The 26137-nt window shown below is 73.2% G+C and carries 22 protein-coding genes; all 22 read right to left on the reverse strand.

The genetic code is table 11. From position 1 onward, the window contains the following. Positions 1 to 129 precede the first annotated feature (129 nt). Positions 130 to 1341 carry an L-2-hydroxyglutarate oxidase gene (gene lhgO / locus AC0VX6_RS19285; protein WP_248771286.1) on the reverse strand — a complete coding sequence of 404 codons (1212 nt, stop codon included), beginning with the start codon at positions 1339 to 1341 and terminating at the stop codon, positions 130 to 132. Between the two features lie 48 nt (positions 1342 to 1389). After that, positions 1390 to 1845 (reverse strand): DUF742 domain-containing protein, encoded by a 456-nt coding sequence (locus AC0VX6_RS19290; RefSeq protein WP_274974044.1) that lies wholly within the window; start codon positions 1843 to 1845, stop codon positions 1390 to 1392. Beyond that, on the reverse strand, positions 1835 to 4546 hold the full coding sequence (locus AC0VX6_RS19295) for a nitrate- and nitrite sensing domain-containing protein (RefSeq protein WP_274974045.1): 2712 nt from the start codon (positions 4544 to 4546) through the stop codon (positions 1835 to 1837). Before AC0VX6_RS19295 ends, AC0VX6_RS19290 begins: the two co-directional genes overlap by 11 nt. A 322-nt stretch (positions 4547 to 4868) precedes the next feature. Next, positions 4869 to 5786, reverse strand: coding sequence for a sirohydrochlorin chelatase (locus AC0VX6_RS19300; RefSeq protein WP_274974046.1), 918 nt, complete (start codon positions 5784 to 5786; stop codon positions 4869 to 4871). 156 nt (positions 5787 to 5942) lie between these two features. Then, positions 5943 to 6539 (reverse strand): GTP-binding protein, encoded by a 597-nt coding sequence (locus tag AC0VX6_RS19305; protein ID WP_248771289.1) that lies wholly within the window; start codon positions 6537 to 6539, stop codon positions 5943 to 5945. Beyond that, positions 6520 to 7014 (reverse strand): DUF742 domain-containing protein, encoded by a 495-nt coding sequence (locus AC0VX6_RS19310; protein WP_248771290.1) that lies wholly within the window; start codon positions 7012 to 7014, stop codon positions 6520 to 6522. Before AC0VX6_RS19310 ends, AC0VX6_RS19305 begins: the two co-directional genes overlap by 20 nt. Further along, on the reverse strand, positions 7011 to 7445 hold the full coding sequence (locus tag AC0VX6_RS19315; protein WP_212643572.1) for a roadblock/LC7 domain-containing protein: 435 nt from the start codon (positions 7443 to 7445) through the stop codon (positions 7011 to 7013). Before AC0VX6_RS19315 ends, AC0VX6_RS19310 begins: the two co-directional genes overlap by 4 nt. A 1-nt stretch (position 7446) precedes the next feature. Further along, entirely contained in the window at positions 7447 to 9948 is a 2502-nt protein-coding gene (locus tag AC0VX6_RS19320) for a sensor histidine kinase (RefSeq protein ID WP_274974047.1), read from the reverse strand. A gap of 304 nt (positions 9949 to 10252) precedes the next feature. Continuing rightward, positions 10253 to 11671 (reverse strand): argininosuccinate lyase, encoded by a 1419-nt coding sequence (gene argH / locus AC0VX6_RS19325; RefSeq protein WP_274974048.1) that lies wholly within the window; start codon positions 11669 to 11671, stop codon positions 10253 to 10255. A gap of 131 nt (positions 11672 to 11802) precedes the next feature. Continuing rightward, positions 11803 to 12336, reverse strand: coding sequence for an arginine repressor (locus AC0VX6_RS19330; RefSeq protein ID WP_248771294.1), 534 nt, complete (start codon positions 12334 to 12336; stop codon positions 11803 to 11805). Continuing rightward, positions 12333 to 13280 (reverse strand): ornithine carbamoyltransferase, encoded by a 948-nt coding sequence (gene argF / locus AC0VX6_RS19335; protein WP_274974049.1) that lies wholly within the window; start codon positions 13278 to 13280, stop codon positions 12333 to 12335. Before argF ends, AC0VX6_RS19330 begins: the two co-directional genes overlap by 4 nt. 2 nt (positions 13281 to 13282) lie before the next feature. Next, entirely contained in the window at positions 13283 to 14491 is a 1209-nt protein-coding gene (locus AC0VX6_RS19340; protein ID WP_274974050.1) for an acetylornithine transaminase, read from the reverse strand. Beyond that, the gene (gene argB, locus AC0VX6_RS19345) at positions 14488 to 15489 is read right to left on the reverse strand and encodes an acetylglutamate kinase (protein ID WP_274974051.1); all 1002 of its coding nucleotides are present in this window, start codon (positions 15487 to 15489) and stop codon (positions 14488 to 14490) included. The genes AC0VX6_RS19340 and argB overlap by 4 nt, the downstream gene beginning before the upstream one ends. Then, on the reverse strand, positions 15486 to 16256 hold the full coding sequence (locus AC0VX6_RS19350; RefSeq protein ID WP_475465501.1) for a bifunctional ornithine acetyltransferase/N-acetylglutamate synthase: 771 nt from the start codon (positions 16254 to 16256) through the stop codon (positions 15486 to 15488). The genes argB and AC0VX6_RS19350 overlap by 4 nt, the downstream gene beginning before the upstream one ends. Next, complete coding sequence (gene argC, locus AC0VX6_RS19355) at positions 16253 to 17281, reverse strand: N-acetyl-gamma-glutamyl-phosphate reductase (protein WP_475465503.1); 1029 nt, start codon at positions 17279 to 17281, stop codon at positions 16253 to 16255. Before argC ends, AC0VX6_RS19350 begins: the two co-directional genes overlap by 4 nt. Positions 17282 to 17389: 108 nt before the next feature. Continuing rightward, a complete protein-coding gene (locus AC0VX6_RS19360; RefSeq protein WP_475465505.1) occupies positions 17390 to 17743 on the reverse strand; it encodes a hypothetical protein in 354 nt (117 codons plus the stop codon). Further along, positions 17733 to 18227, reverse strand: a complete 495-nt coding sequence (locus AC0VX6_RS19365; protein ID WP_475465507.1) for a hypothetical protein — start codon at positions 18225 to 18227, stop codon at positions 17733 to 17735. Before AC0VX6_RS19365 ends, AC0VX6_RS19360 begins: the two co-directional genes overlap by 11 nt. Before the next feature lie 54 nt (positions 18228 to 18281). Further along, positions 18282 to 19703, reverse strand: coding sequence for an NAD(P)/FAD-dependent oxidoreductase (locus tag AC0VX6_RS19370; RefSeq protein WP_274974056.1), 1422 nt, complete (start codon positions 19701 to 19703; stop codon positions 18282 to 18284). A gap of 197 nt (positions 19704 to 19900) precedes the next feature. Beyond that, the gene (locus tag AC0VX6_RS19375) at positions 19901 to 20407 is read right to left on the reverse strand and encodes a MarR family winged helix-turn-helix transcriptional regulator (RefSeq protein WP_475465509.1); all 507 of its coding nucleotides are present in this window, start codon (positions 20405 to 20407) and stop codon (positions 19901 to 19903) included. A 246-nt stretch (positions 20408 to 20653) separates the two neighbouring features. Further along, a complete protein-coding gene (locus AC0VX6_RS19380; RefSeq protein WP_248771304.1) occupies positions 20654 to 21880 on the reverse strand; it encodes an aminotransferase family protein in 1227 nt (408 codons plus the stop codon). Positions 21881 to 22391: 511 nt separating this feature from the next. Next, positions 22392 to 24878 carry a phenylalanine--tRNA ligase subunit beta gene (gene pheT / locus AC0VX6_RS19385; protein WP_274974058.1) on the reverse strand — a complete coding sequence of 829 codons (2487 nt, stop codon included), beginning with the start codon at positions 24876 to 24878 and terminating at the stop codon, positions 22392 to 22394. Next, on the reverse strand, positions 24878 to 25996 hold the full coding sequence (gene pheS / locus AC0VX6_RS19390; RefSeq protein ID WP_248771305.1) for a phenylalanine--tRNA ligase subunit alpha: 1119 nt from the start codon (positions 25994 to 25996) through the stop codon (positions 24878 to 24880). Before pheS ends, pheT begins: the two co-directional genes overlap by 1 nt. Between the last annotated feature and the right edge of the window lie 141 nt (positions 25997 to 26137).

The following is a 26137-nucleotide window of genomic DNA, read 5'->3' on the forward strand; positions in this document are numbered from 1 at the left end:
GACCCTCCCGCACCGCCGCCACTTCTTATGGTGGGACGCCGCGGAGGCCCCTACCAGAGTGTCCTCGAACCTGTGGAAAACCCCCGTCGACACGCGCGGGGGCCGCGTCGGAGCCCCCTACCCCGGCGGTCAGGGGACGAACGTGTCGGTGAGGAACTCCGCGATCGCCAGGGAAGACGTGGCCGCGGGCGAGGGCGCGTTGCGCACGCACACCACCCGCCCGTGGGTGTCCACGTGGAAGTCGTCAAGCAGGGAGCCGTCCCGGGCCAGTGCCTGGGCGCGCACCCCGGACGGGGCCGGGCGCAGGTCGGCGGCGGCCAGTTCGGGCAGCAGCCGCCGGGCCTGGGCGGCGAACGCGGCCCGCGAGGCGGACACGAGGGTCTCCCGGGCGCCCACGGTCCAGTGGCGGCGGGCCAGGCGCCAGAACCCGGGCCAGGACAGGGTCCGCGCGAGTTCGCGGGTGCGCACGTCGCGTGCCCGGTAGCCCTCCAGAGCGGTGGCGAGGATGGCGTTGGGCCCGGCCATGACCTCGCCGTGAACGTGGCGGGTCAGGTGCACCCCGAGGAAGGGGTAACGCGGGTCGGGGACGGGGTAGAGCAGGCCGTTCACCAGGTGTCGGCGCTCGGGGACGAGTTCGTGGTACTGGCCGCGGAAGGGCACCACCCGGGGGTCCTCCGCGGCGCCCGCCATGCGGGCGAGGCGGTCGCTGTGCAGGCCGCCGCAGACCACCAGCCGGTCGAAGCGGTGGACGAGCCGCTCGCCCCGGGGGTCGCCGGTGAGGACGCGGACGCCGTCGTGCTCCTGGCGCAGGTCCAGCACGGGTGTGTTGAGCAGGACCCGGCCGCCGGACCGGCGCACGTCGTCGGCGAACTGCTCTGCGACGGCGACGAAGTCGGTGACGGCGGTGGTCGGTGAGTGCAGGGCGGCGACGCCCGCCGCGTGGGGTTCGATCTCGCGCAGGCCCTCGGGGCCCAGCCGGGTGACGCCGGGGACGCCGTTCTCCCGCGCACGGCGTTCGACGTCGTCCAGGCGTGCCTCGTCCTCGGCGTCGGCGGCCACGAGGACCTTGCCGACCTCGTGGTAGGGCAGCCCGTGTTCGGCGCAGTAGTCCCTGAGCAGGCCGACGCCGCGCCGGCACAGCGTGGCCTTGAGGGATCCGGGCCTGTAGTAGAGCCCGGCGTGGACGACGCCGCTGTTGTGGCCCGTCTGGTGCGCGGCGACCCGGTCCTCCTTCTCCAGGACGGTGACGCGGGTGCCGGGGCGGTGGAGGGTGAGGCGGCGGGCGAGGGCCAGGCCGACGATGCCCGCTCCGATGACGCCGATGTGTTCGGTGCTGCGCATGAGCGGCACGCTAGCAATCCGGGTCCGGGCGGGAGGAGGGCGGACCGGTCACAGCGCGCGCAGGCCGACGAGGACGGCGTGCAGCAGGTCCTCCCGGCCCAGCGGGCGTGAGGGGCCGCAGCGCTGGAGCGAGCCGTCGGCGACCATGTCGGAGACGATGGCCCTGACCTGGCCGACCGGCAGGCGCACCTCGGCGGCGAGCTCGACGACGGTACGCGCGCGCAGTGCGTGGCGGAGGAGGGCCTCGCGTTCGGGCCGCAGCAGTTCGTGGCGGCCCGGGACGCGGGCGGCGACGACGAGGCTGAGCAGGTCGGGCTCGTCCGGGCCGCTGCGGGGGACACCGAAGGCGTGGGCGTCGGGATCTCCCGCGGCCACGGCGAAGGGGCGCAGGAAGCGCTCCTGGCCGGGTTCCTCCTCGGGGACGGGGAGGGCCGGAGGCGGGTCGGAGTGGGTTCTGGGAGCGTGCGCGGCCGCTCTGCGACCGGGGCTGCCGTCAGCTCTCACCGTTCCCCCTCGGCTGCGTGGGGGCGGGTGCGCGCACCGCGCCGTCGGGCCACGGTCCGGGGACGGTTTCCTGTCCGAGCGGGTGTCCGTACGAGTCCGGGAGGGGGTGTTCCCCCGTCTCCCCCGGCGCAGCGGGGCCGCCGGACGCGGGAACGGAACCCTGCGGTCCGGTGTGTGCGAGGACGACGCCGTACGGGCCGGTCGGGTCCGGCTGCGGGGCGAAGGGCTGAGGGCCCGTCTGCCCGGAAGGCGGCACGGGGACCTGCGGACCGCTCTGTCCGGCGGGGGCGGCGGAAGGCCGCGGACCTGTCTGTCCTCCGCGCGCGGGAACCTGCGGGCCGGTCCGGTCCGGCCTCGGTACCGAGGGCTGCGGACCGCTCTGTCCGAGAGGCGGCACGGGGACCCGCGGTCCGGTCGGGTCCGGTCGCGGCACGAAGAGCTGTGGGCCGGTCTGTCCCGGAGGCGTGGCGGGAGCCTGCGGGCCGGTTCGGTACTGCGTCGCCAGGGGCTGAGGACCGCTCTGCGCCGAGGGCGGCGCGGGAGTCTGCGGGCCGGTACGCCCGTGGACGGCGCCGTCCGCGCCGCCCGCACCGTGGCCGCGCGTGGTGAGGGCCGCCCGCGCGGGGGGCGCACCCCACCCGGCCGCAACGCGCGCCTCCCGTCCGTGCGCCGCCGGGCGGCCCGTGGGCGTGCCCGCGACCGTCAGGAGGTTGTCGACCGGTTCCAGCAGCGAGGCGGGGATGAGCACGGTGGCCCGGGTGCCTCCGTAGGGCGAGGGCCGCAGCCAGACCCGGACCCCGTGCCGACCGGCCAGGCGGGACACCACGAACAGTCCCAGCCGGGGGTCCTCGGGCAGGGCCATGACGTCGAACTCGGGAGGCTGGGTGAGCGTGCGCTCGGCCTCCGCGTAGCCGCGCTCGGACATGCCCAACCCCCGGTCCTCGATCTCCACCACCAGCCCCTCCGCGGCCGGGGTGCAGCCGACGTCCACGGGCGTGCCCGCAGGGGAGAACTGCGTGGCGTTCTCGACGAGCTCGGCGAGCAGGTGCACCACGTCGGCGACCACCTGCCCGTGCATGAGCACGCGGGGCGCCGAGGTCAGGCGGACGCGCTCGAAGTCCTCGGTCTCGGCGATGGCGGCGCGCAGCACGTCCACGAGCGGGCGGGGCTGGCGCCAGCGGCGGGCCGACTGCCCCCCGCCGAGGATGATGAGATTGTCGGAGTAGCGGCGCGCGCGGGTGGCCAGGTGGTCCAGGCGGAAGAGGCGGCGCAGCGCCTCGGGGTCCTGTTCGTGGTACTCGATCTCGTCGAGCAGGCGGAGCTGGCGCTGGACCAGGGCCTGGTTGCGGAAGGCGATGCCCAGGAAGGCGCGGTTGGCCCCCCGGCGGATCTCGGCCTGGAGCACGGCCGACTCCACTGCGGTGAGCTGGGCGGCGTCGAAGGCCTCGGCGACCTGGCCGATCTCGTCGTCGCCCCACTCGTCCAGCGGAGGCAGCTCCTCCTGGACGTCGACCTTCTCGCCGCGCTGGGCGCGGTCGACGATGTCGGGCAGGTCGCCGTCGCGGTCCAGGATCTGTTCGCGCAGGTGGGTCAGGCGATCGGTGAGGCGGCGCGAGGAGCGGCCGACCACGGCGATGGCCACCGCGCCGCCCGCCAGGGTGAGCGCGGCCGCCGCCACGCCCAGGAAGACGCGCAGCAGCGCGGCGCTCCAGGCCAGGTCGATGGTGCGCCTGGCCTGGTCCCCCGCCAGGTCCTGTAGCGCCAGGGCCGCCTCGGCGGAGGAGCCGTCCCAGGCCTGCGCCCTGATGTCGACGTCGGCGTTCCAGCCCGAGCCCGTGGCCCCCTGGACGGATTCGTCCGTTGCAGATGGTTCGTCAGGTTCTGCGAGCGGCTGCCGGGTGACCACCCGGCGGCTCAGCTCCTCCGCCCGGGACCAGGCGGGCAGCGAGACCATCTCCTCGTAGCGGGCGGCCACGCTCGGGTGCATGGCGGTGCTGGCCGGCTCCAGGGTGTCGCGGTAGGAGGCGGTGAGGTAGGTGAAGTGCGCCGTCTCCTCGTAGCTCATCTCACCCCGGGCGATGGCTCCCGCGAGCAGCGCGTCGGCGGTGGAGTAGGCGGAGGACGCGCTCATGAGTTCGCTGGTCAGGACGGCGTCGGTGAGGTTCTCCCCGCCGTCGGTGGTGTGCACGAGCGCGGTGATGGCGCCGGTGGTGCCCGCCAGGGCCTCGCCGTAGCGCAGGATGGTCTCCTCCTGCCCGGCGTCGTGCGCGTCCACGTCCGCGCGGACCTCGTCGAGGACCCCGGCGCTGTCCACCAGGTCGGTCGCGCTGCGTTCGACCTCGTCGTCGCGGGTCCCGCGCAGCCGCTCGGCGAACGCGACGGCCTCGGCCACGGCGGTGTCTGTGCGCTCGCGCTGCTCGTCGAGGGCCGCGCCGACCCCGTCGTCGCGGGCGCCGGTGCTCTCGAAGCGGCCCAGGTGGACCAGGGAGAGGCGGCGTTCGGCCTTCACCTCCTCCGCCGCGGCGGAGAAGACCTGTGTTCCCTCACGGGCCTGGACGACGGCTCCCATGAACTGGACGGCGCGGATGGTGCCGATGGCGGCCACGACGAGCCAGAGCGCGAGGAAGCACAGGCTCGGGATCAGCACGATGCGGGTGAGCTGTCTCCGGATCGTGGGCGCGTTGTCGCGGATTCTGCGCATGGCCCCCTCCGGCCTGTGCGGTTGCCGGGCGGCGAGAGGGCGCCCCGGCGGCTTTCGGTCAAGCCGAGGCTATCGAAGAATCCTTGCTTTATGCTGTCAAACGATCACTATCAGTTGCCTTTTCTTGGGGCGGTTCCCGCCCGTGGATGTGTTAACGGCCGCTCTCGGGGCGAGAAACCGCAGGTCCGGAGGCCGGGCGCACGCGACGGGGGCCGCCCGCTGTGCGGACGGCCCCCGGGAGGCACACCGTCGTGTGCCGGGTTACGGCGTGTCGCGCCCTCGGGGCGCTGTCGGAAAGGTCGCGTTCGTGGCGGCCGCGCCGTCAGGATTCCGGACGGTGCCGGGATCCCACCGGGGCGGGCAGTTCCTCGACCGTGGGCGGCTGCTCCACGCCCAGGGAGTTGAGGACCTCGGCGTAGCGCAGGGCGGCGATCTTGCCCAGCAGGCTGTCCGCGCCCAGGGGCGCGCCGAGCCTGGCTCCGAAGCGCGCGGCGAGCGCCTCCAGCTCCTCGCGGGGCAACTCCGGCCCCAGGGCGCTGGGCGCGATCACCGGGCGCTTGCAGCCGCCCTGTCTCAGCTGGCCCACGACCTGCTCGACCGCGGCCTCGTTCTCCAGGTCGGCGGGGAGCACGGTCAGGCCCAGGCGCGCGGCGAGCAGCACGGCGCTCACCCCCGCGGCCCCGGCCGCGGCCTCGCCGCCCACGGCGCCCACGATGATGCCGTCCGCCATGGTGGTGTCACGGGCGACGACGCTGATCAGGCGCATGCGGTCCGCGCGGACGTATCCGGACTCGGCCAGGCGCAGGTGCAGCACCTCGGCGAGCATGGGGTGCGGCCCCAGGCCCTCGGTGATGCGCGCCTCGGCGCCCGTCCGGGCGACGGCCGCCTCGATCGCCGCGGACGTGTCCGCGTGCGGTGCCGTGACCAGCGGGACGACGACGGCGGACAGGGGGCTGCCCTGGTCGTCCTTGAGATCGGTGAGGGCCTCGGTGAGGCTCTGTTCGTCGCCCTCGGTGTGGCCGTAGCGGATGGTGACCTCGGGGCGGTAGGCGCGCACGAGGTCGGCCATCCGGGCACCGATCGACCCACCGTCGGCGCCCCTGGCCCGGTCGGCCGTGCCCGGGACCGCCATGATCAGGGCGGGGGTGCCGAACCAGTTGTCGAAGGACAGCGGGTTGCGGTGGCGGCCGGAGCGCCGCTTGGGCAGTTCGCGTGGGGGAAGTCGGTCAGAGTTTCGCATACCAGGATTCAGATGAGAGGCGGATGGGGTGCCCGGTGGGGCCGGTGGTCACTGCCGCGACATTGTAGCGTTCGGCACCTTGTTGCACGGGCGTGTCCTCCGAACGTATACCGGATCGAATCCACAGGGATTGTCCGGGTCCGCGACCCGGACGTGTCACCCGCTCATGACGGGGCTCCGGCCCCGGATCACGTGGGTGACCAGCTCCACCAGCACCTCCTTGCAGGACTCGCGCTCGCGGGCGTCGGCCATGATGACCGGCACCTCGGCGGAGATGTCCAGCGCCTCGCGGACCTCCTCACGCCGGTAGGTGGTGGAGCCCTCGAAGCGGTTCACCGCGACCACGAAGGGCAGTCCGCGGCGCTCGAAGAAGTCCACGGCGTGGAAACAGGTGTTCAGGCGGCGGGTGTCGGCCAGCACGACCGCGCCCAGCGCCCCCTGGGAGAGTTCGTTCCACATGAACCAGAACCTGTCCTGTCCGGGGGTGCCGAACATGTACAGGACGATGTCGGGGTTGATGGTGATGCGGCCGAAGTCCAGGGCGACCGTGGTGGTGGTCTTGTCCTCCACTCCCCCGAGGTCGTCCACGCCGTAGCTGGCCTCGGTCATCACCTCCTCCGTGCTGAGCGGGGTGATCTCGCTGACGGAGCCGACCAGTGTGGTCTTGCCCGCGCCGAAACCGCCCGCGACGATGATCTTGACCGCCTGGGGGATCGCTTCCTGCGGCCTGGTGTCAGAGTCTGCGGATGCCATCGAGTACCGCCTGAAGTACTTTCTTCTCGGGAAGCTGGGTCATGGGCGCCCGGGTGCGCACGTCGCCGTCGGCGAGGAGGTCTCCCAGGAGCACCCTGACGACGGTCAGGGGGATGTCGAGCCGGGCGGAGATCTCGGCCACCGATATGGGTCTGCGGCACAGGCTCAGGATGGCCTGCTGTTCGGGCTCTCCCTCCCGGTCCCCGCGGTCTGCGGCGGCGACGACGATGGTGACCAGGTCCAGGCGCGGACCGGTCCGGGGCCGGGTGCGGCCCCCGGTCATGGTGTACGGGCGCACGAGCTGACCCGAGGGGGCGTCGCCGAGCACGACACCCGCCGCGGGCCCCTCCGAGGTCGGGTGCCCCCTGCCCCTGTACCAGGCCAGTGCCTGGCTGCCGGACAGCGGCTGCGCCGCCTCGTCCGGAGCCGGTGGCACGGCCGGCGGCGCTCCGCGCCGCTCTCCGGGCGTGCTCATGAACCGGCGCTCCCGGTGACGGTGAGGTGGTCCGGCCTGCGCGGCGCGGCGGTGAGGAACTGGCCCACCCGTTTGACCCGCAGGTTCATCTCGTAGGCGACCAGGCCGACGTCGGCGTCCTCGCTGGCCAGCACCGCCAGGCACGCTCCGGCGCCAGCGGCGGTGACGAAGAGGTAGGAGTGCTCCATCTCCACCACGGTCTGGCGGACGTCGCCGCCGCCGAAGTGTCGGCCCGTCCCGCGTGCCAGGCTCTGGAACGCCGACGCCAGGGCCGACAGGTGCTCGGCGTCCTCGGAGGCCAGTCCCCGCGAGCCTCCGAGCAGCAGTCCGTCGGCCGACAGCACGATCGCGTTCTCGGCACCGACGACGCGGTCGACCAGGTCGTCCAGGAGCCAGTCCAGGTTGTCAGCGGCCTTGCTCTTGCCCACCATGTCAGTCGCTTTCTCCCGTGTGATCGTCGGCGCTCGCACCGACCTGACCGTCACTGCTGTGTTCACGTTCGTCGGCGTCGGCCCCGATGTCCGCGGCCCGACCCCGCCGGGTCCCGGCGCTGAAGGCGTCCATCATCCGCCGTGCCTGTTCGGGGGTGCGCCGGGAGGAGCCCGGAGGGTCGGCTTCGTCCCACTCCGGCGGGTCCGCGGCTCTGAGCTGGGGTGCGAGGCTGGCCTGGCGCCTGCGCCGGGGAAGCCCGGGGCGGCCGGGTGCGGCCCCGACCCGGCCGGGCCCGTGTTCGGTCCCGGGAGCCGCGTCCGCGTTCCCGGGGTCGGAGGCGGGCGCGGGTACCCGGCGCAGCAGGGGCGTGCCCCGGGCCGGGCGCGCGCCGTCGCCGTCGCCGTCGCCGTCGCGGGGGACCGGGCGCAGCAGGGGCCGGGTCCGGTGGGGGGCGTCCTGCGCGGTGAGCGTGTCGCCGTGCTGCCCCGACGGCTCGCTCAGTACCGAGTGGGCGCCCTGGCGGATGGCCGCGCGGGGCAGGTCCGGGGCGTTGGAGGAGGAGGCGACCAGGGCGCCGGGGATGAGCACCACCGCCCGGGTGCCTCCGTAGGGCGAGTGCCGCAGCTGCACCCGGATGTCGTGTTTGGCGGCGAGGCGGGCGACGACGAACAGGCCCAGGCGCGAGTCCCCGCCGGAGGTCATGACGTCGAACTCGGGCGCCTCGCTGAGGGTGCGGTTGGAGCTGGTCAGGACCTCCTCGGTCATGCCGAGGCCCCGGTCCTCGATCTCCACGGCCACGCCCTTGGGCACGGACTCGGTGGCGATGGTGACCTGGGTGTGCGGCGGCGAGTAGGCGGTGGCGTTCTCGACCAGCTCGGCGAGCATGTGGATGACGTCGGCCACCGCGGCGCCGGCCAGCGACAGGTCGGGGACGGAGGTCAGGCGGACCCTGGTGTACTCCTCGGTCTCGGAGATCGCGCCGCGCAGGATGTCCACGAGCGGGACGGGGTGGCGCCAGCGGCGTCCGGGCTGGGCGCCGCCCAGGATGATGAGGTTCTCGGCGTGGCGGCGGCCCCGGGTGGCCAGGTGGTCGAGTTGGAAGAGGCTCTCCAGCAGGTCGGGGTCCTCCTCCTCGCGCTCGACGCGGTCCAGCAGCTGGAGCTGGCGCTGGAGGAGGGACTGGTGGCGGTGGGCGATGCCGAGGAAGACCCGGTTGACGCCCGCGCGGATGTCGGCCTGTTTGACGGCGGCGGCGACGGCGGTGCGCTGGGCGATGTTGAAGGCGTCGGCGACCTGTCCGACCTCGTCGTCGCCGTGGTCGAGCTGTTTCATCTCGGTGTCGAGGTCGACCTGCTCCCCCGACTCCAGGCGGCGGACAATGCGGGGCAGGTCGCTGCGCGCGCTGCCCAGGGTGTCGGCGCGCAGCTGGGCGAGCCGGTGGGTGAGGCGCCCGGCGGAGCGGGCGGCCACACCGTAGGCGAGGGTGCCCGCGAAAAGGGAGGTGATGCTGCCGCCCAGGGCGAGGGTGAGCATCCAGGAGCTGGCCTGCTCGGTGGCGGTGACGACGGAGACGGAGCGCGTGGCGGTGATGTCGGCCAGCTCGGCGTTGACCTGGTCGGCGGCCTCGCGCCAGCCCCCGAGCCCCTCGGGCGGCGCGGGGTCGCGGGTCTGCTCGCCGGTGAGGGCGTCCACGACGAGAGGGGCCTCGTACGTGGCGAGGGTGTCCGCGACGGAGAGGGCGTCCTGCCAGGAGCGGCTCTCGGCGAGGGCGGTCAGGGCGGGGGGTTCGCCGTCGTCGGCGGCGGGGCCGGGAGGGGCCATGTCGACGCGGTGGCGGGCGTCGGCGGTGAGCGCGGCGACCTGTGCCTGCTGGAAGCGGTCGAGGGAGTCCTCGGCGAGCACGGCCGCGATGAGGGCGTCGGCGTGGCTGAAGCTCTCCTGGGCCCACATCAGGTCGGTGACGGCGGCGGCCTCGGCGGCGGCGGGCCCGCTGTCGAGGGAGCGGGCGGTACCGGCGTAGAGGCGAATGCCCTGCCCGATCGCGGTGGTGTAGACGGTGAGGGCGTCCTCGGCGGGGCCGGGTTCGGCGAGGTTCCGGGCGCGCAGCTCCGTTACCTCGGTCAGGGAGGTGAAGAAGTCCTCGGAGAGGGGTTCGGTGTCCGGGTCGTCCCGGTCTCCGATGGTGCCGCGCAGGTCGTGGACGGGGGCGAGCGCCTCGTCGGTGCGCGAGGCCGCGTCGGACAGGGCGGCGCGGCCGTCCTCGGCGGGGTCGGCGAGGTAGGCGGCGCTCAGGCGGCGTTCCTCCTGGAGGAGGGTGAGCGCCGCGGCGAGCCGGATCCCGGCGCGGCCGTCGCCGACCGAGGAGCGCAGCGACACGGCCTGGACGAGTGTGGCCGTGCTGAGGACGACGAACAGCGCCAGGAAGGTGATGCTGGGGATCAGTACGATCCTGTTGATCTGAGCCCTGATGGCGCTGCGGCCGGTGCCTCCCGTGTTCCCCATTGCCTTCCTCCCACGGACTGGTCGCGGGCGCCTGTCGGACGTGGGTCGCACCGCACGACGCGCGGATGCGCCGAAAGTGCCGTGCGCCGAGGGGGCGTCACGGTTCGCACAGGGCAGACCACGCCTGGTGCCCGCAGAATCAGGACGCTACCGCACTCTCACGGCGGGTGCCGGGCGAATTCCAAAATGGGTGTGACGTGGGCGCGGGGACCGTGGACGCGGACGCCGTGGGGTGCCCCGCGAACGCGTACGGGCGCGCCGCCCCCGGCGGGGTCGGCGCGCCCGTACGTGGCTGCGGCGGGGCTCAGGCGGTGAAGGCCTTGCGGTGCTGCTCGATGTCCGAGCGCAGTTTCTCCAGCTGCTCGGCCACGCGTACGGGGGCGGTGCCGCCCTTGTCGGAGCGCGAGGCCAGCGATCCGGACACGCTGAGGACCTCGCGCACGGCGGGGGTCAGGTGCTCGGACACGGCGGCGAGGTCGTCGTCGCCCAGGTCGGGCAGGTCGATGCCGCGCTCCTCGCACACGCGCACGCAGGCGCCCGCGATCTCGTGCGCCTCCCGGAAGGGCACGCGCTCGCGCACCAGCCACTCGGCGATGTCGGTGGCCAGGGAGAAGCCCTGCGGGGCGAGCTCGGCCATCCGGTCGGTGTGGAAGGTGAGGGTGGCGACCATCCCGGTCATCGCGGGCAGCAGCAGGTGGAGGGTGTCCACCGCGTCGAAGACCGGCTCCTTGTCCTCCTGCAGGTCCCGGTTGTAGGCCAGCGGGAGCCCCTTGAGGGTGGTGAGCAGCCCGGTGAGGTCGCCGACGAGGCGCCCGGCCTTGCCGCGGGCGAGTTCGGCGACGTCGGGGTTCTTCTTCTGGGGCATGATCGAGGAGCCGGTGGAGAAGGCGTCGTCGAGCGTGACGAAGGAGAACTCCTTCGTCGCCCACAGGATGACCTCCTCCGAGAGCCGGGACAGGTCCACGCCGATCATGGCGGTGACGAAGGCGAACTCGGCGACGACGTCGCGGGAGGCGGTGCCGTCGATGGAGTTGTCCACCGAGTCGGGAAAGCCCAGCTCGGCGGCGACCGCGCGGGGGTCCAGCCCCAGGGAGGACCCGGCCAGCGCGCCGGAGCCGTAGGCGGACACCGCGGCGCGGCGGTCCCAGTCGCGCAGCCGTTCGACGTCGCGCACCAGGGGCCAGGCGTGTGCCATGAGCTGGTGGGCGAGCAGCACGGGCTGGGCGTGCTGGAGGTGGGTGCGGCCGGGCATGGCGGCCTCCGGGTGGGCCGCGGCCTGGTCGGCCAGGGCCCGCACCAGGTTCAGGAGCTGGTCGGCGATCTGCCGGGCCTCCTCGCGCAGGTACATGCGCACGAGGGTGGCGATCTGGTCGTTGCGGGAGCGCCCGGCGCGCAGCCTCCCGCCCAGTTCGGTGCCGACCCGCTCGATGAAGCCGCGCTCCAGGGCGGTGTGCACGTCCTCGTCCTCCAGGACGGGGGTGAACGCCCCGGAGGCCACGTCGGCCTCCAGCCGGTCCAGGCCCTCGATCATGCGGTCCAGCTCGTCGGCGGTGAGCAGGCCCGCCCGGTGCAGGGCGCGGGCGTGGGCGCGCGATCCGGCGATGTCGTGGCGGGCCAGGCGCCAGTCGAAGTGGGTGCTCAGCGACAGGCGCGCCAGGGCCTGGTCGGGGCCGCCCTCGAAACGGCCTCCCCACAGGCGCAGCGCCTCGGGCTGGTCGGCCATGGTGGTCTCTCCTTGACGTGTGGTGCGGCGGTGCGGGGCCGCTGCCCCGCACCGCTCGGGTGCTACGTGCGCGGGCGCCGGTCGCGGGGCCCTGCGGTCCCGGCGGGGGCCCGGGACGTCCTCGTACGAGGTTACGGTCTGCGGTCGGCCAGTCGCAGGAGGGCGGCGGCCAGGTCCTCGCCGCCCTGGGGGTCGCGGGAGATGACCAGGATGGTGTCGTCCCCCGCGATGGTGCCCAGGATGGCGTGGAAGTCGGTGTGGTCGATGGCGGAGGCCAGGTACTGGGCCGCGCCGGGCGGGGTGCGGACGATGACCATGTTGGCGGAGGCCTCGGCTGAGACCAGCAGGTCCTCGGCGAGCCGGGTCAGGCGCGCGCCGGAGACCTGTTCCAGGTCCAGGCTGTCGGGGCGGGTGCGCTGGAGGCGTTCGCCCCCCTCCCCCGGCAGCACGTAGACCAGGTGGCCGTCGGCGGTGCGGAGCTTGACGGCGCCCAGTTCGTCCAGGTCCCGGGAGAGGGTGGCCTGGGTGACCTGGACGCCGGCCTCGGACAGGCGCCTGGCCAGCTCGCCCTGGGACCTGACGTCCTCCCGGGTGAGGACGTCGGTGATCCGGGCGTGTCTGGCCGCCTTGGTCATCGGTGCCGTGCCGCCGTTCTCCGCCGTCATGGGCGGAGGGCCCCGGGGTTGTCGCTGGCCTCCAGCAGGAAGGCGAGCAGGGCCTTCTGGGCGTGGCGGCGGTTCTCGGCCTCGTCCCAGACCACGCTCTGCGGCCCGTCGATGACCTCGGCGGAGACCTCCTTGCCGCGGTAGGCGGGCAGGCAGTGCAGGACGATCGCCCCGGGGTGGGCGGTGGCGAGCAGGTCGGCGTCGATCGCGTAGGGGAGGAAGGGCGCCTCGCGGTCGGCGGCCTCGTCCTCCTGGCCCATGGACACCCAGGTGTCGGTGGCCAGGACGTCGGCCCCCCGGGCGGCCTCGCGGGCGTCGGCGGTGACCGTGACCGACCCGCCGGTGGTGGCGGCGATCTCGGCGGCGCGCGCGACCACCGCGGGGTCGGGCTGGTGTCCCTCGGGTGCGCCGACGCGCACGTGGAGTCCGGCGGTGGCGCCGCCGAGCAGGTAGGAGTGGGCCATGTTGTTGGCGCCGTCGCCCAGGTAGGCGAGGGTGAGTCCGGGCAGGTCGCCCTTGTGCTCGCGGACGGTCTGGAGGTCGGCCAGGATCTGGCAGGGGTGGAACTCGTCGGTGAGTGAGTTGACCACCGGGACGGAGATGTGGGCGGCCAGGGTCTCCAGGTCGCTCTGGGCGAAGGTGCGCCACACGACGGCGGCGACCTGGCGTTCCAGGACGCGGGCGGTGTCCTCCAGGGGTTCGCCGCGGCCCATCTGGGTGCTGGCGGTGTCCAGGACCAGGGCGCTGCCGCCCAGGTCGGCCACGCCCACGGCGAAGGACAGCCGGGTCCGGGTGGAGGGCTTGTCGAAGATCAGGGCGACGGTGCGCGGACCGGCGAGCGGCCGGTGGCCGAAGCGGTCCTTCTTCATGTCGTCGGCGAGGTCGAGGACCCGGGCCTGTTCGTCCGGGGTCAGGTCGTCGTCGCGCAGGAAGTGGCGGGTCACGGCTACTGCTGCTCCTTCGTGGCTGCGGCCTCGGCGGCGTCCAGGATGGTGGGCAGCGCCTCGATGAACAGGCCGATCTGTTCGGGTGTGATGACCAGGGGCGGGGCGATCCGGACCGCGTCGGGCGCCACGGCGTTGACGAGGAAGCCGCGGACGGCCGCCTGTTCCTGCACGTGGGCGGCGTGCGGCGCGGTGAGCTCCAGGGCCCGCCACAGTCCGCTGCCGCGCTGTCCGGCCAGCAGGGTGTGGTCGATGGAGTCGATCTGCTCGGCGAGCAGGTCGCCCATGACGGCGGTGTGGGCGAGCAGGTTCTCGCTCTCGATGGTGTCGAGGACGGCGAGGGCCGCAGCGCAGGCGACCGGGTTGCCGCCGAAGGTGGAGCCGTGGTCGCCCTTGGCGAAGGCGTCGGCGTAGCGGCCGAAGCCGACGCAGGCGCCGATGGGCAGGCCGCCGCCCAGGCCCTTGGCGAGGGTGAGCACGTCGGGGCGCACGTCCTCGGCCTGGTGGGCGAACCAGCGGCCGGTGCGGCCGATGCCGCTCTGGATCTCGTCGAGGACGAAGGCGGCGCCGGTGTCGTCGCAGATCCGCCGGACCCCGGCGAGGTAGCCCTCGGGGGCGGGGACGACCCCGGCCTCGCCCTGGGTGGGTTCGGTGAACACCGCGACGCAGTGCTCGTCGACGGCTTCGGCGAGGGCGTCCAGGTCGCCGTGGGGGACGAAGCGCACGTCCATGCCGAAGGGGCCGAAGGGCTCGCGGATGGCGTCCTTGCCGGTGAGGGCGAGGGCGCCGGAGGTGCGGCCGTGGAAGCCGTGGGACGCGGCGACGAAGTAGTGGCGGCCGGGCCCGGCGGCGCGCTTGACCAGTTTGAGCGCGGCCTCGTTGGCCTCGGTGCCGGAGTTGGCGAAGAAGACCTTGGCGTCGCCGCCCACCAGGGCGATCAGGCGCTCGGCGAGTTGGACCTCGCGTTCGTGGACGAACAGGTTGCTGGTGTGGGCGAGCGTGGCCGCCTGGTGGGCGACCGCCTTGACCAGGGCGGGGTGCCCGTGTCCGAGGCTGGAGACGGCGATTCCGGCGATGAGGTCGAGGTACTGGCGGCCGTCGGCGTCGTAGACCTCGCAGCCGCGCCCGAGGGTGAGGGCGACGGGCGGGACGCCGTAGTTGGGCATGAGCGAGGCCGCGAAGCGCTCGCGCAGGTGGGAACCGCTGGTCACTGTGCGCCTCCTGCGTTGGTGACGGTGCTGTGGTCGCCGCGCCAGGGGCGCGGGGTGTGGCCGTTGCCCGCGAGCAGGGCGGCCTCCAGTTCCTCGTCGGCGACCATGGTGCCCACGCCCTGGTCGGTGAAGACCTCCAGGAGCAGGGAGTGGGGCACGCGGCCGTCGATGATGTGGGCCTGGGGGACGCCGCCCTCCACGGCGTGCAGGCACGCCTCCATCTTGGGGAGCATCCCCGAGGACAGGGAGGGCAGCAGCGCGCGCAGCTCGTCGGCGGTCAGACGGCTGATGAGCTCGGTATTGCTGGGGTAGTCGGCGAACAGGCCCTCGACGTCGGTGAGCACGATGAGCTTGCTGGCGCCCAGGGCCACCGCGAGGGCGGAGGCCGCGGTGTCGGCGTTGACGTTGTAGACGCCGCCGTCGTCGGCGCGGGCGACGCTGGAGACCACGGGGATGCGGCCGTCGTCCAGGAGCGCGGCGACGGCTCCGGGGTCGACCCCGGTGATCTCTCCGACGCGGCCGATGTCGACGGTCTCGCCGTCCACCTCGACGGTCTTGCGCACGGCGGACAGCAGGTTGGCGTCCTCGCCGGACATGCCGACGGCGAAGGGGCCGTGCTGGTTGACCAGGCCGACGATCTCGCGGTTGACCTGGCCGGTGAGGACCATGCGGACGATGTCCATGGCCTCGTCGGTGGTCACGCGCAGCCCTGCGGTGAAGGTGGACTCCACTCCGGCGCGTTCGAGCTGGGCGCTGATCTGGGGGCCGCCGCCGTGCACGACGACGGGGCGCAGGCCCGCGTAGCGCAGGAAGACGACGGACTCGGCGAAGCGGGCCCGCAGTTCCTCGCTGATCATGGCATTGCCGCCGTACTTGACCACGACGGTGCGGCCGTGGAAGCGGGAGAGCCAGGGCAGCGCCTCGATGAGGTGGGCCGCCTTGTCCAGGGCGTGGGCCCTGGCCGGGTCGTCGGTGGTGTGGGGTGAGCGCGCGATCATGAGTTCTGGGCCCGGTCGTGGTCGGTGGCGGGGGTGTCGGCGCGCAGCTGGGTGCCCAGCTCGGCCAGCACCTCGGTGAGCAGTGCGGCGAGGTCGTCCTCGCGGGGGGACGTGCCGCTGGCTCCGCTGGCCATGAGCAGCACGGTGTCGTTGGCGGCGGTCAGGGGGGCGAGGGAGGCGGCGACGGCGTCGGCGAGCAGGCGTCGGCACTGGTCGGCGGTGACGTCGGCGTCGGTGGTGAGCACGCACAGCGCGGTGGACAGGGAGGCGTCCGGGCCCTTGGCCATGGCGCCGACGGTGTAGCCGTCGCCGCGCCGGAAGGCGATCTTGGCGACGGTGTCGGTGGTGCGGATCGCGTCGGCGGCGTCCAGCCCGCCGCCGCGCGAGGCCTGGGCCAGGGCGGCGGTGACGCCCCGGAGCAGGGCGTCGGAGCCGGTGCGCCCACCCGCGGGTCCGGCGGAGCAGAGCACGACCTCGGCGGCGGAGTCGTCGAGCAGGTCCGCGGTGTGCTCGGCCGCGGCGTGGACGTCCTGGAAGCCCGTGTCGCCCCCGCCGGAGTCGATGACGGCGGCGCGCACGCGTTCGCCGGAGAGGACCTGCTGGGACCACAGGACGGGGGCGGCCCTGTCCTCGGCGGCGGTGAAGACGGCTCCGGCGGCGCGGGAGGGGCCGTCGTTGACGACCACGGCGACGTCCCGGGCGCCGCCGTCCCCGAGCCCGGCTGCGACCCCGGCCGCGCGGAAGCCCCGGGGCGCGGTGACGCTCACGGGGCGACCGCCGCGAGCGGGAGGCCGGTGTCCTCGGGCAGGCCGAGGGCGAGGTTGGTGCTCTGGACGGCGCCGCCCGCGGTGCCCTTGGTGAGGTTGTCCAGGGCGGCGACGGCGACCATGCGGCCCGCGTCGGGGTCGACGGTGACCTGCACGAGGGTGGTGTTGGCGGCCAGCGTCATGGCGGTGCTGGGCCAGGTGCCCTCGGGGAGCAGGTGGACGAAGGGCTCGTCGGCGTAGGCGGTCTGGTAGGCCGCGCGGATCCGCTCGGCGGTGACGCCCTCCTTCAGGGGGGCGGTGCAGGTGGCCAGGATGCCGCGGGGCAGCGGGGCCAGGACCGGGGTGAAGGAGAGCCTGACAGGTTCGCCGGTGACCGCGGTGAGGTTCTGGACAATCTCGGGGTTGTGCCGGTGGGCGCCGCCGACCCCGTAGGGGCTGAGGGCGCCCATGACCTCGCTGCCGACGAGGTTGGGCTTGGGGGCCTTGCCCGCGCCGGAGGTGCCGGTGACGGCGACGACGGTCAGGTCGGGTTCGACGAGCTGCTCGGCCAGCCCCGGGAAGAGGGCCAGCGTGGCGACGGTGACGTGGCAGCCGGGGACGGCGACGCGGCGGGCGCCGGTGAGTCGCTCGCGCTGTCCGGGGAGTTCGGGGAGACCATAGGGCCAGGTCCCGGCGTGCGGGGTGCCGTAGAAGCGTTCCCAGGCGGCGGCGTCGTTGAGGCGGAAGTCGGCGCCGCAGTCGACCACGAGGGTGTCGTCGCCGAGCTGCTGGGCGATGTCGGCGGACTGGCCGTGCGGGAGGGCCAGGTAGACGACGTCGTGTCCGCGCAGCTCCTCGACGGTGGTGGGCGCCAGGATCCGGTCGGCCAGCGGCAGCAGGTGCGGCTGGTGCTGGATGAGGGGGGTTCCGGCGTTGCCTCCGGCGGTGACCGCGCCGATGGAGATCTCGGGGTGCCCCAGGAGCAGGCGCAGCAGCTCGCCTCCCGCGTAACCGCTGGCTCCGGCGATGGCCGCTGTGTGTCCCATGGTGGTGCCCCCTGATCAGTTCGACTGAACTATCATGCACTCACATGCAAATGTATGCAACCAGATTCCCGCCCAGTGTGTGCGGAGTCTCGCCAGGGGACCGCCCGACTACTCGGTGCGCTTGGGATGGCGCGGACTGGCGCGTTCGATCCACACCGTCCGGCGCTCCTCATCGACGAAGAACCAGATACGTCCAGCAGCCGTTACTTCGATCTGCCAGCGCGCAACCGGTTCGCCTCTGAAGAGTTCCGTCGAGAGGGTGCCCTTCATCTGATGGTGCCGGTCCGGGTTGCGGGTCTCCTGAGGGTGACTGCGCATGATGGACCAGGCGTCATACGTGTTGCCCGGCACCTGGTTGCAGAGTTCGTCCCAGCCCTTGGCCGCCTCCGTGTTCTGGAAGCGGATCTCGTATTCGCCCTTCTTTGGAGGGGGTGCGGCCCGGGCTCCGCGCTTAGGACTCATCCCACCCCCCTGGAGGCGAAACCGGCCCGAAGTCGGCGTCAGGATCACGCTCACGCGTCAGTGCTTCCAGCGTCTCGGGGTCCGCGTAGACCTCAGCGGTGTGCTTCCACTGGGTCACCAGCGTCAGCACCGGGGCGTTGGTGACCAACTCCTCGATGGCGTGCAGCAGTTCGGCGAGCTCGGCGAGAAACATCTCGGCATCCTGCTCCGGCAGAAATCTCATCCACGGGAACACCTCAGGAGCTACTTCGAGCGCCATGCGGCGTTTCTCCTCACCACCCGAGATCAAGGCACGCAGAAAGCGCACCGCAGCGTTCACCAGCGCGTTGTGCTCGCGATCAGCGTCGGCGTCGCGCAGCACGAGGTCCACGTCATCCCTCCGGCGCAGGCGCAGCTCATGCGCACGGGACTCGGCGAGCTTGGCCGTGGTCGCCTTGGGTCTGTTGATGAGCTCGGAGAAGGGCACCTCAGGAATCATGGTCATGACATTGAATGTACTTCAAATGTCACACGCTGACAGGAGAATCCGCAGAACGCGTCAGCGGCCCGAGATGCGGGTGGCGATCCCGGCCAGGCGCGAGGTGTGCGCCTTGTCCTCGGTCCGCGACTCGCGGCGGTCGGCGCTCCGGTACAGCCCGTGGATGACCTGCGTGCCCACCCAGCGCAGCGGCTCGGGCTCCCAGCCGCGGTCGCGGTGGCCCACCCACGGCAGGCGGGTCAGGTCGGTCTCGCGGCGCAGGACCAGGTCGCGCAGGGTGCGCCCGGCCAGGTTGCTGGCGGCCACACCGCTGCCCGCGTAGCCGCCCGCCCAGCCCAGGCCGGTCTCGGTGTCCAGGTGCACGGTGGGGCGCCAGTCGCGCGGTACCCCCAGCACACCGGACCAGGCGTGCTCCACCGGCACGTCGGCCACGTCGGGGAACATGCGGGTGAGCGCCCGCCACAGTTCGGCGATGGCCTGCGGCTGGGTGGCGCCCTCCTCCTCCTGGGCCGAGCCGAAACGGTGCGGGACGCCGCGCCCGCCGATCGCGATGCGGTCGTCGGCCGTGCGCTGGGCGTAGACGTGGGAGTGGGCGGTGTCACCCAGCAGCTCCCGGCCCTCCCAGCCGATCTTCTCCCACAGTTCGGCGGGAACGGGCTCGGTGACGATCATCGAGGAGTTCACCGGCTGCCAGTCGCGGCGCTGGCCGCGCAGGGTGGAGGTGAAGCCCTCGGTGGCGCGCACGACGTGGTCGGCGTAGACGGTGCCGTGCGCGGTGACGACCGCCGGGCGGGCCGCGCCCCGGCGGGGGCGGATCTCCTCCACCTCGGTGCCCTCGAAGACGGCCACGCCCAGGTCCTCCACCACCCGGGCCAGCCCCGTGACCAGCTTGGCGGGCTGCACGCGGGCGGCGTGCGGGGAGTAGGCGCAGGCCACGGCCCCCGACACCGACAGCCGGGGCTCGCGCTCGCCGTCGAGCAGGTGGATGTCGTCGGGCCAGTAGCCCCACTCCTGGAGGTACTCGATGTCCTCGGCCAGGCGCTGGCGCTGGGCGGCGTTGGTGGCCACCAGGCGCATGCCGCCGCGGACGACGTCGGCGTCGACGCCCTCGGCCTCGGCGACCGCGACCACCTCGGTGACGGTGTCCATCATCGCCCGCTGCAGGGCGACCATCGCGGCCTTGCCGTGTGACTGCGCGTAACGCTCGCGGGAGCCCGCGAACTCCGCGGACAGCCACCCTCCGTTGCGGCCCGAGGCGCCGAAACCGGCGAACTCGCGTTCGACCACCGCCACGCGCAGGTCCGGCTGCTCCTTCTTGAGGTAGTAGGCGGTCCACAGGCCCGTGTACCCGGCTCCGACCACGCAGACGTCGTAGTCGGCGGTGCCGGGCAGGGGTGCGCGGCGCTCCGGGAGCCCGGTCTCGCGGAACCAGAAGGAGACGCCTCCGTTGGCGAAGCGCGAGGACCGTGGAATCGCTCTCATCTGCGCTGCAGTGGTGAACAGTCCCATGATTCCCCCCGAAAAACTGTGCGCTCACGGTCCACCCCGCGGGACCCACGAACTCCCGCCAACCTACACGGGAACGGCGGCCGGTGGGATCTCCTCCCCCGCCTTCGGGGCCGGTGGCACACCGGCGGAGCGCGGTTTCGGCTACCGAGAGTTCCGACCCGAACGCGCCGTCAGCAACAGGAGCTGTCACGGAGCGTACGCGCGATGGCGGCGAGCCGGCGCACCCCGTCCTCGCCGAGCGGGCCCAGGACGTGTTCGCGCAGCCGCTCGACGTGTCTGGTGCGGGCCTGACCGATGAAGTCCAGGCCCCTGTCGGTGAGGACGGCGTAGACGACCCGGCGGTCCGAGGCGCAGTTCTCCCGTTCCAGGTAGCCCTCGCGCTCCAGGCGGTCCGCGAGCTTGGTGAATCCGCCCGTGCTCAGGCTGACCTCACGGGCCAGGCGGCTCATGGGCAGCCGGTGGCCGGGCGTGCGCTGGAGACGTATGAGCACCTCGAACCACGGCCCGGCCATGTCCTTGCCGTCCGGGGTGATGCCGCCCAGGAGCTTGGGCTGGACGACGTTCATGGCCTCGTGGACCAGCCCCCACGCGGTGATGAGGTCGTCGTCGCTGGTCGCGCCGCCCGCGTCGCCCGCCCCGCTCGCTCTGCCCGCGGCCTCGATCGGCTCTGTGGTCATGTCCGCTCCCTGTCCCTGCCCGGGCGGACGCCGACGCGCATCCCACCCACAAGAAATATCTTCCCAGTAAATTTTACTCGACGCGGGACGTTTCGCCCAGTGGATTTGTCCCGAACACGTCACACCCGGCGCGCGGAGTCACGCACCGGGTCGGGAAGGCGGCTGTGGGAGGCGGTCGGAGGAGGGCGGTCGCGGGAGGAGGTTTCCTCCACGGGGCCCCGCCGGGGACACGGCGGGGCCCCGTGGTCAGTGCCGGGCCGCGACCGCGTCCAGCGCGGCCGCCAGGGTGGACACCATGTGGTCGATCTGCTCCCAGGTGATGATGAGCGGCGGAGAGACGAGCAGCGCCGTGGGAATCGGCCGTACGATCACGCCGCGTGCCCGCGCCTCGGCGAACACTTCCTGGGTGGTGATCCCCCGGCCGCTCAGCGCCTCCTCGGTGAGCTCCACCGCGCCCATGACGCCCAGGCCAGAGCGGACCTCGGCCACCATCGGGTGGTCGGCCAGACCGCGCAGGGCGCCGTCCAGCTGGCGCTCGATCTCCAGCGACACCGTGAACAGGTCCTCGCGCTCCAGGATGTCCAGGTTGGCCATCGCCGCCGCACACGCCGTCGGGTGCCCGGCGTAGGTGGTCCCGTGCAGGAACGGATTGCCCTCGCCGTTGTAGAAGGGGTCGGCCACGCGTCCGCTGACCACGACGCCGCCCAGCGGCAGGTACCCGCTGGAGACGCCCTTGGCGAAGACGATCATGTCCGGGTCGACACCGAAGCGCTCGATGCCGAACCAGTTCCCCATCCGGGCGAAACCGCAGATGACGCTGTCCACGACGAACAGCACGCCGTACTTGTGGCAGATCCGCGACACCTCGGCGAAGTAGTTCTCCTCCGGAAGGAAGACCCCGCCCGCGCCGACCACCGGCTCGGCGAAGAAGGCGGCGACCCGCTCGGGGCCGACCCTGAGGATCTCCGCCTCCAGGGCCTCGGCCGAGTCGTGGGGCACCACGGAGGTGTCCTCGACCAGCCTGCCGTAGCCGCTGCGGAACCGGTCCATGCCCGAGATGCTCGTGCCGAACCCGTGCAGACCGTGGTAACCGCCGGTCCGGCTGATCAGGTGGGTGCGCGCGGGCTGGCCGGTCACCGCCCAGTACCGCCGCGCCAGCTTGGCGGCCGTGTCGATGGACTCCCCTCCCCCACAGGTCAGGATCACCCGCGGGTCGGCCACCGGGGCGTGCGAGGCCAGGCGCTCGCACAGTTCCACCGCGGGCCCGTTGGCGAAGTCCCCGTAGACCGTGTAGGCGTCCAGGGTGCTGATCTGGCGGTGGACCGCGTCCGCGATCTCGGTACGGCCGTGGCCGACGTTGCAGTACCAGAGGCTGGCCGTACCGTCCAGGTAGCGGTCGCCGGAGCTGTCCCAGAGCCATACGCCCTCGGCGCGGGCCACCATGAACTCCGGACCCCTGACCACCGTGTTCATATCGCAGAAGGTGTGCCAGAGGCGACTGGGCTCCCGCTGTTGCGTGGGAGCGAGTGCGGACGAGACAACCGTTTCGGTCATATGGCGACCTCCGAGCCGTGTCATGCGCGAGAGCGCAGTGGAAAACTCAGGTTGATCCAGCCTGCACACGGGCGCCCGTTGGTGGCAGGTGCTTGCAGGCTAAGCGTGCGACCCGCCTCACAGCAAGAGCCAAAACGAAGATCCATGCCCCGAAACACAAACTTCATGCCGGTTACCCTCGGGGGTCGGCACCAAAACCCTTGCTGGGCTGGAAGAACTCGCCGAAAAACAATCTGGGATCCGGGCCCGACGACGGAGCTTTCACCGACACGTCTGGCGTGGCGTGACGGTGTGCGGCCTCCGCGCCACACGCGGCGCGCGGTCCCGCGTACACACGCGGGCGGGGCCGGTCACCCCCGTACTCGGCAAGTGACCGGCCCCGCCCCGGCCCAAACACGCGCGGCTCGGCCGCGCGGAACGGTTCTCCGCGTCAGCCGCGCAGGACGGCCCCCGTGCGCTCGGTCGCCAGGGCGACGGCCGCGTCGCGCGCCGCTCCGGCCTCCTCCGCCGTCAGCGTCCGGTCGGCGGCCCGGAAACGCAGGGCGAAGGCCACCGACTTGCTGCCCTCGCCGACCTGGTCGCCGGTGTAGACGTCGAACAGGCGCACGCTCTCCAGCAGTTCGCCGGCGCCCTCGGCCAGCGCGTCGCTGACCCGGCCGACCGGAACCGAGGAGTCCACGACCAGGGCCACGTCCTGCGTGGCCACCGGGTACGTGGAGATCTCCGGCGCGGTGACCGGGGTGCGGGCCCGCTCGATCCGGTCGAGTTCGACCTCCACCGCGGCCGTGCGCTCGGGCAGCCCGAACGCCTGGACGGTGCGCGGGTGCAGCTCTCCGGCGTGGCCCACGAGCAGGCGCTCGCCGTCCACGCGCACGTACAGCGCGGCGCAGCGGCCCGGGTGCCACGGGGCGTGCTGGTCGGCCTCGACCTCCAGTTCGACCCCGGCGACGCGGGCGACGTCGCGCGCGGTCTGGATCGCGTCGGCCCAGCCGGCCTCCCGGCCCGGGCCCCACCATCCGGCGCGTTCGGCGTGGCCGGAGATCACCGCGCCCACCCTGCGCGGCTGGTCCGGCAGGGCGGCCTCGATCCGGGCCAGCTCCTCGGCGTCGGGCCCGCGGTCCACGGCGAGCATGGGCGCGCGGGGGGCGCCGGGCCTGGGCCGGTAGACCAGGCCCGTCTCGTACAGGGCCGCGTCGGTGAACCCCCGGCCCGCGTTGCGGGCCAGCGCCTTGAACAGGCCCGGCAGCAGCGTGGTGCGCAGCAGCGGCTCGCCCTCGTTGAGCGGGTTGGCCAGGCGCAGGGCGGCGCGGCGGTCGTCGTCGGCCGCCAGCTGGAGGCCGTCGAGGTCGCGCTCGCCGACGAAGGGGTAGTTCAGCACCTCGTGGAAGCCGGTCCCGGCCAGGGTGCGGCCGACCGCGCGGCGCAGGCGCTGGCTCGCGGTCAGGCCTCGACCCGAGGCGCGCGGGCGGATCGAGGGGATGTTCTCGTAGCCCTCGAAGCGGATGACCTCCTCGGCGAGGTCGTTGGGGTCGGTGATGTCGGGTCGCCAGCTGGGCGGAACGACCTTCAGGAGGTCCCCGTCGGCCTCCACCTCGCAGCCGACGGCGCGCAGCCAGCGCCGCGTGGTGCCCTCGGGGTAGTCCACCCCGGCGACGGCGCCCGCGTGGGATGCCCGCACCGTGATCGGCTCGCGCGCTGCGGTGCGGTCCAGGTGGGTGTAGGCGGTCTCGACGGCGGCCCCGCCCAGCTCCGCGAGCAGCTCGACCGCGCGGGTGGCGGCGGCCAGCTGCACGGCCGAGTCCACGCCCCGCTCGAAGCGGCGGGAGGACTCAGAGGACAGCTGGTGGCGCCGCGAGGCGCGGGCGATGTGCATGGCGTCGAAGTGCGCGGCCTCGACCAGCACCTCGGTGCTGGTCAGGGAGATCTCCGTGGTCAGGCCGCCCATGACCCCGGCGATGTTGACCGGGCCGCTGTCGTCGGCGATGACGATGTCGTCGGTGTCCAGGGAGCGCTGGACGTGGTCCAGGGTCTCCAGCTTCTCCCCCGCCTCGGCGGCGCGCACCCGCAGGGCGCCCCGCAGCCGGGCGCGGTCCCAGGCGTGCAGCGGCTGGCCGAGTTCGAGCATCACGTAGTTGGTGACGTCGACGGCCAGGGAGATGGGACGCACACCGCACTGGTGCAGGCGGCGCTTCATCCACAGCGGGCTGGGCGCGTCGGGGTCGAACCCGGTGGCGCCGCGCAGGACGTAGCGGTCGCACAGAGCCGGGTCGATCTCGGCGGGGTGGCCCTCGCCGCCGGACTCGGCGACGGCGACGTCGGCCGGGTCGTGGAAGTCGACCCCGTACAGCGCGGCGGCGTCGCGGGCCACGCCGCGCAGGGACAGCGCGTAGCCGCGGTCGGGCGTGACGGCGATGTCCAGCACGTCCTCGCGCAGGCCGAGCGGCCCGATGGCGTCCTCGCCCACCGCGCCGAATCCCTCGGGCAGCACGATGATGCCGCTGTGGTCCTCCCACAGGCCCAGCTCGCTGGCCGAGCAGATCATGCCGGCCGACATCCGGCCGTAGGTCTTGCGGGCGCCGATCCGGAAGCCGCCGGGCAGTTCGGCGCCGGGCAGGCAGACCACGACCAGGTCGCCCTCGGAGAAGTTGCGGGCGCCGCAGACGATCTCCTGCGGCTCACCGGTGCCGTTGGCCCCGCCCACGTCCACCCGGCAGTAGCGGATGGGCTTCTTGAACCCGGTCAGCTCCTCGATCTCCAGCACGCGGCCGTACACGATGGGGCCGGTGACGTCGGAGCCGAGCTCGTCGACGGTCTCGACCTCCAGGCCCGCCAGCGTGAGGCGGCCGGCGAGTTCGCGGGCGGTGGTGCCGACCGGGAGGTCGACGTACTCCCGCAGCCAGCTCAGGGGGACGCGCATCAGTTCTCACTCCCGAACGCCGAGGTGAAGCGGATGTCGCCCTCGACCATGTCGTGCATGTCGCGCACCCCGTGCGCGAACATCAGTGTCCGTTCGATTCCCAGGCCGAAGGCCCAGCCCGTGTAGACCTCGGGGTCCACGCCCGCGGCGGTGAGCACGCGGGGGTTGACCACGCCGCAGCCGCCGATCTCGATCCAGCCCTCGCTGGAGCAGGTGCGGCAGGGCGCGTCCGGGTTGCCCACGGAGGCGCCCCGGCACACGAAGCACTCCATGTCGACCTCGGCGGAGGGCTCGGTGAAGGGGAAGTAGGAGGCGCGGAAGCGCGTGCGCAGTCCCTCGCCGAACACGCCCTCGACGTAGGCGTCGATGGCCCCGCGCAGGTGGGCCAGGGTGACGCCCCGGTCCACGACCAGGCCCTCAAGCTGGTGGAAGACGGGGCTGTGGGTGGCGTCGAGCTCGTCGGTGCGGAAGGTCTTGCCGGGCGCGACCACGTACACCGGCAGCTCCCGCGAGAGCAGGGCGCGGATCTGCACCGGCGAGGTGTGGGTGCGCATGACCAGGCCGGACTCGCCCCCGTCGGGGCCCTGCACGAAGAAGGTGTCCTGCATGGTGCGGGCGGGGTGGTCGGGCTTGAAGTTGAGGGCGTCGAAGTTGAACCACTCGGCCTCGACCTCGGGGCCCTCGGCGATCTCGAAGCCCATGCCGACGAAGATGTCGGCCACGCGCTCGGCGACGGTGGTCAGCGGGTGGCGGGAGCCGCGCGGCGCCCGGTCCCAGGGCAGGGTGACGTCGACGCGCTCCTCGATGAGCACGCGCTCGTCGCGCTCGGCCTCCAGGACGGCCTGGCGGGCCTTGAGGGCCTGGCCGACGTCACGGCGGGCGCCGCCCACGCGCTTGCCCGCGTCGGCCTTGGCCGCGGGGGGAAGGGCGCCGATCTCCCGGTTGGCCAGGGCCAGCGGAGAGCGGTCCGAGGCGTGCGCGAGCCGGACCTCCTTGAGTTCGGCGAGGTCGGCGGCGGCCTCGACGGCGGCCAGCGCCTCCTCGCGCATGCGGGCGACCTCGTCGGGGTGCAGGGAGGTCACCTCGACGGGGTCGAAGGAATTGTTCGGTGCAGACATGGTTGGTTGCCTCGCCGCCGACGTCCCCGGCTTGGAGGACGGGCGGCAGTCACGGTCCGCGGCGGGGCGGACGAAGCCGACAGGAAGAGCACAGGCGGATTTCGGGCGTGCCCGGCAGAGGACGTGTGTCGCGGAGCCCGG

This window comes from Nocardiopsis sp. iso_25 (assembly GCF_056173305.1).

Excerpts from the sequence above, each read along its gene's own strand:
- pheS (WP_248771305.1), bottom strand. The coding sequence starts at position 25,996 with ATGTCTGCACCGAACAATTCCTTCGACCCCGTCGAGGTGACCTCCCTG.
- AC0VX6_RS19295 (WP_274974045.1), bottom strand. The coding sequence starts at position 4,546 with ATGCGCAGAATCCGCGACAACGCGCCCACGATCCGGAGACAGCTCACC.
- AC0VX6_RS19305 (WP_248771289.1), bottom strand. The coding sequence starts at position 6,539 with ATGGCATCCGCAGACTCTGACACCAGGCCGCAGGAAGCGATCCCCCAG.
- AC0VX6_RS19310 (WP_248771290.1), bottom strand. The coding sequence starts at position 7,014 with ATGAGCACGCCCGGAGAGCGGCGCGGAGCGCCGCCGGCCGTGCCACCG.
- AC0VX6_RS19320 (WP_274974047.1), bottom strand. The coding sequence starts at position 9,948 with ATGGGGAACACGGGAGGCACCGGCCGCAGCGCCATCAGGGCTCAGATC.
- lhgO (WP_248771286.1), bottom strand. The coding sequence starts at position 1,341 with ATGCGCAGCACCGAACACATCGGCGTCATCGGAGCGGGCATCGTCGGC.
- AC0VX6_RS19370 (WP_274974056.1), bottom strand. The coding sequence starts at position 19,703 with ATGAGAGCGATTCCACGGTCCTCGCGCTTCGCCAACGGAGGCGTCTCC.
- AC0VX6_RS19330 (WP_248771294.1), bottom strand. The coding sequence starts at position 12,336 with ATGACGGCGGAGAACGGCGGCACGGCACCGATGACCAAGGCGGCCAGA.
- argC (WP_475465503.1), bottom strand. The coding sequence starts at position 17,281 with ATGGGACACACAGCGGCCATCGCCGGAGCCAGCGGTTACGCGGGAGGC.
- AC0VX6_RS19365 (WP_475465507.1), bottom strand. The coding sequence starts at position 18,227 with ATGACCATGATTCCTGAGGTGCCCTTCTCCGAGCTCATCAACAGACCC.
- pheT (WP_274974058.1), bottom strand. The coding sequence starts at position 24,878 with ATGCGCGTCCCCCTGAGCTGGCTGCGGGAGTACGTCGACCTCCCGGTC.
- argB (WP_274974051.1), bottom strand. The coding sequence starts at position 15,489 with ATGATCGCGCGCTCACCCCACACCACCGACGACCCGGCCAGGGCCCAC.
- AC0VX6_RS19315 (WP_212643572.1), bottom strand. The coding sequence starts at position 7,445 with ATGGTGGGCAAGAGCAAGGCCGCTGACAACCTGGACTGGCTCCTGGAC.
- AC0VX6_RS19300 (WP_274974046.1), bottom strand. The coding sequence starts at position 5,786 with ATGCGAAACTCTGACCGACTTCCCCCACGCGAACTGCCCAAGCGGCGC.
- AC0VX6_RS19360 (WP_475465505.1), bottom strand. The coding sequence starts at position 17,743 with ATGAGTCCTAAGCGCGGAGCCCGGGCCGCACCCCCTCCAAAGAAGGGC.
- AC0VX6_RS19375 (WP_475465509.1), bottom strand. The coding sequence starts at position 20,407 with ATGACCACAGAGCCGATCGAGGCCGCGGGCAGAGCGAGCGGGGCGGGC.
- argH (WP_274974048.1), bottom strand. The coding sequence starts at position 11,671 with ATGGCCGACCAGCCCGAGGCGCTGCGCCTGTGGGGAGGCCGTTTCGAG.
- AC0VX6_RS19380 (WP_248771304.1), bottom strand. The coding sequence starts at position 21,880 with ATGAACACGGTGGTCAGGGGTCCGGAGTTCATGGTGGCCCGCGCCGAG.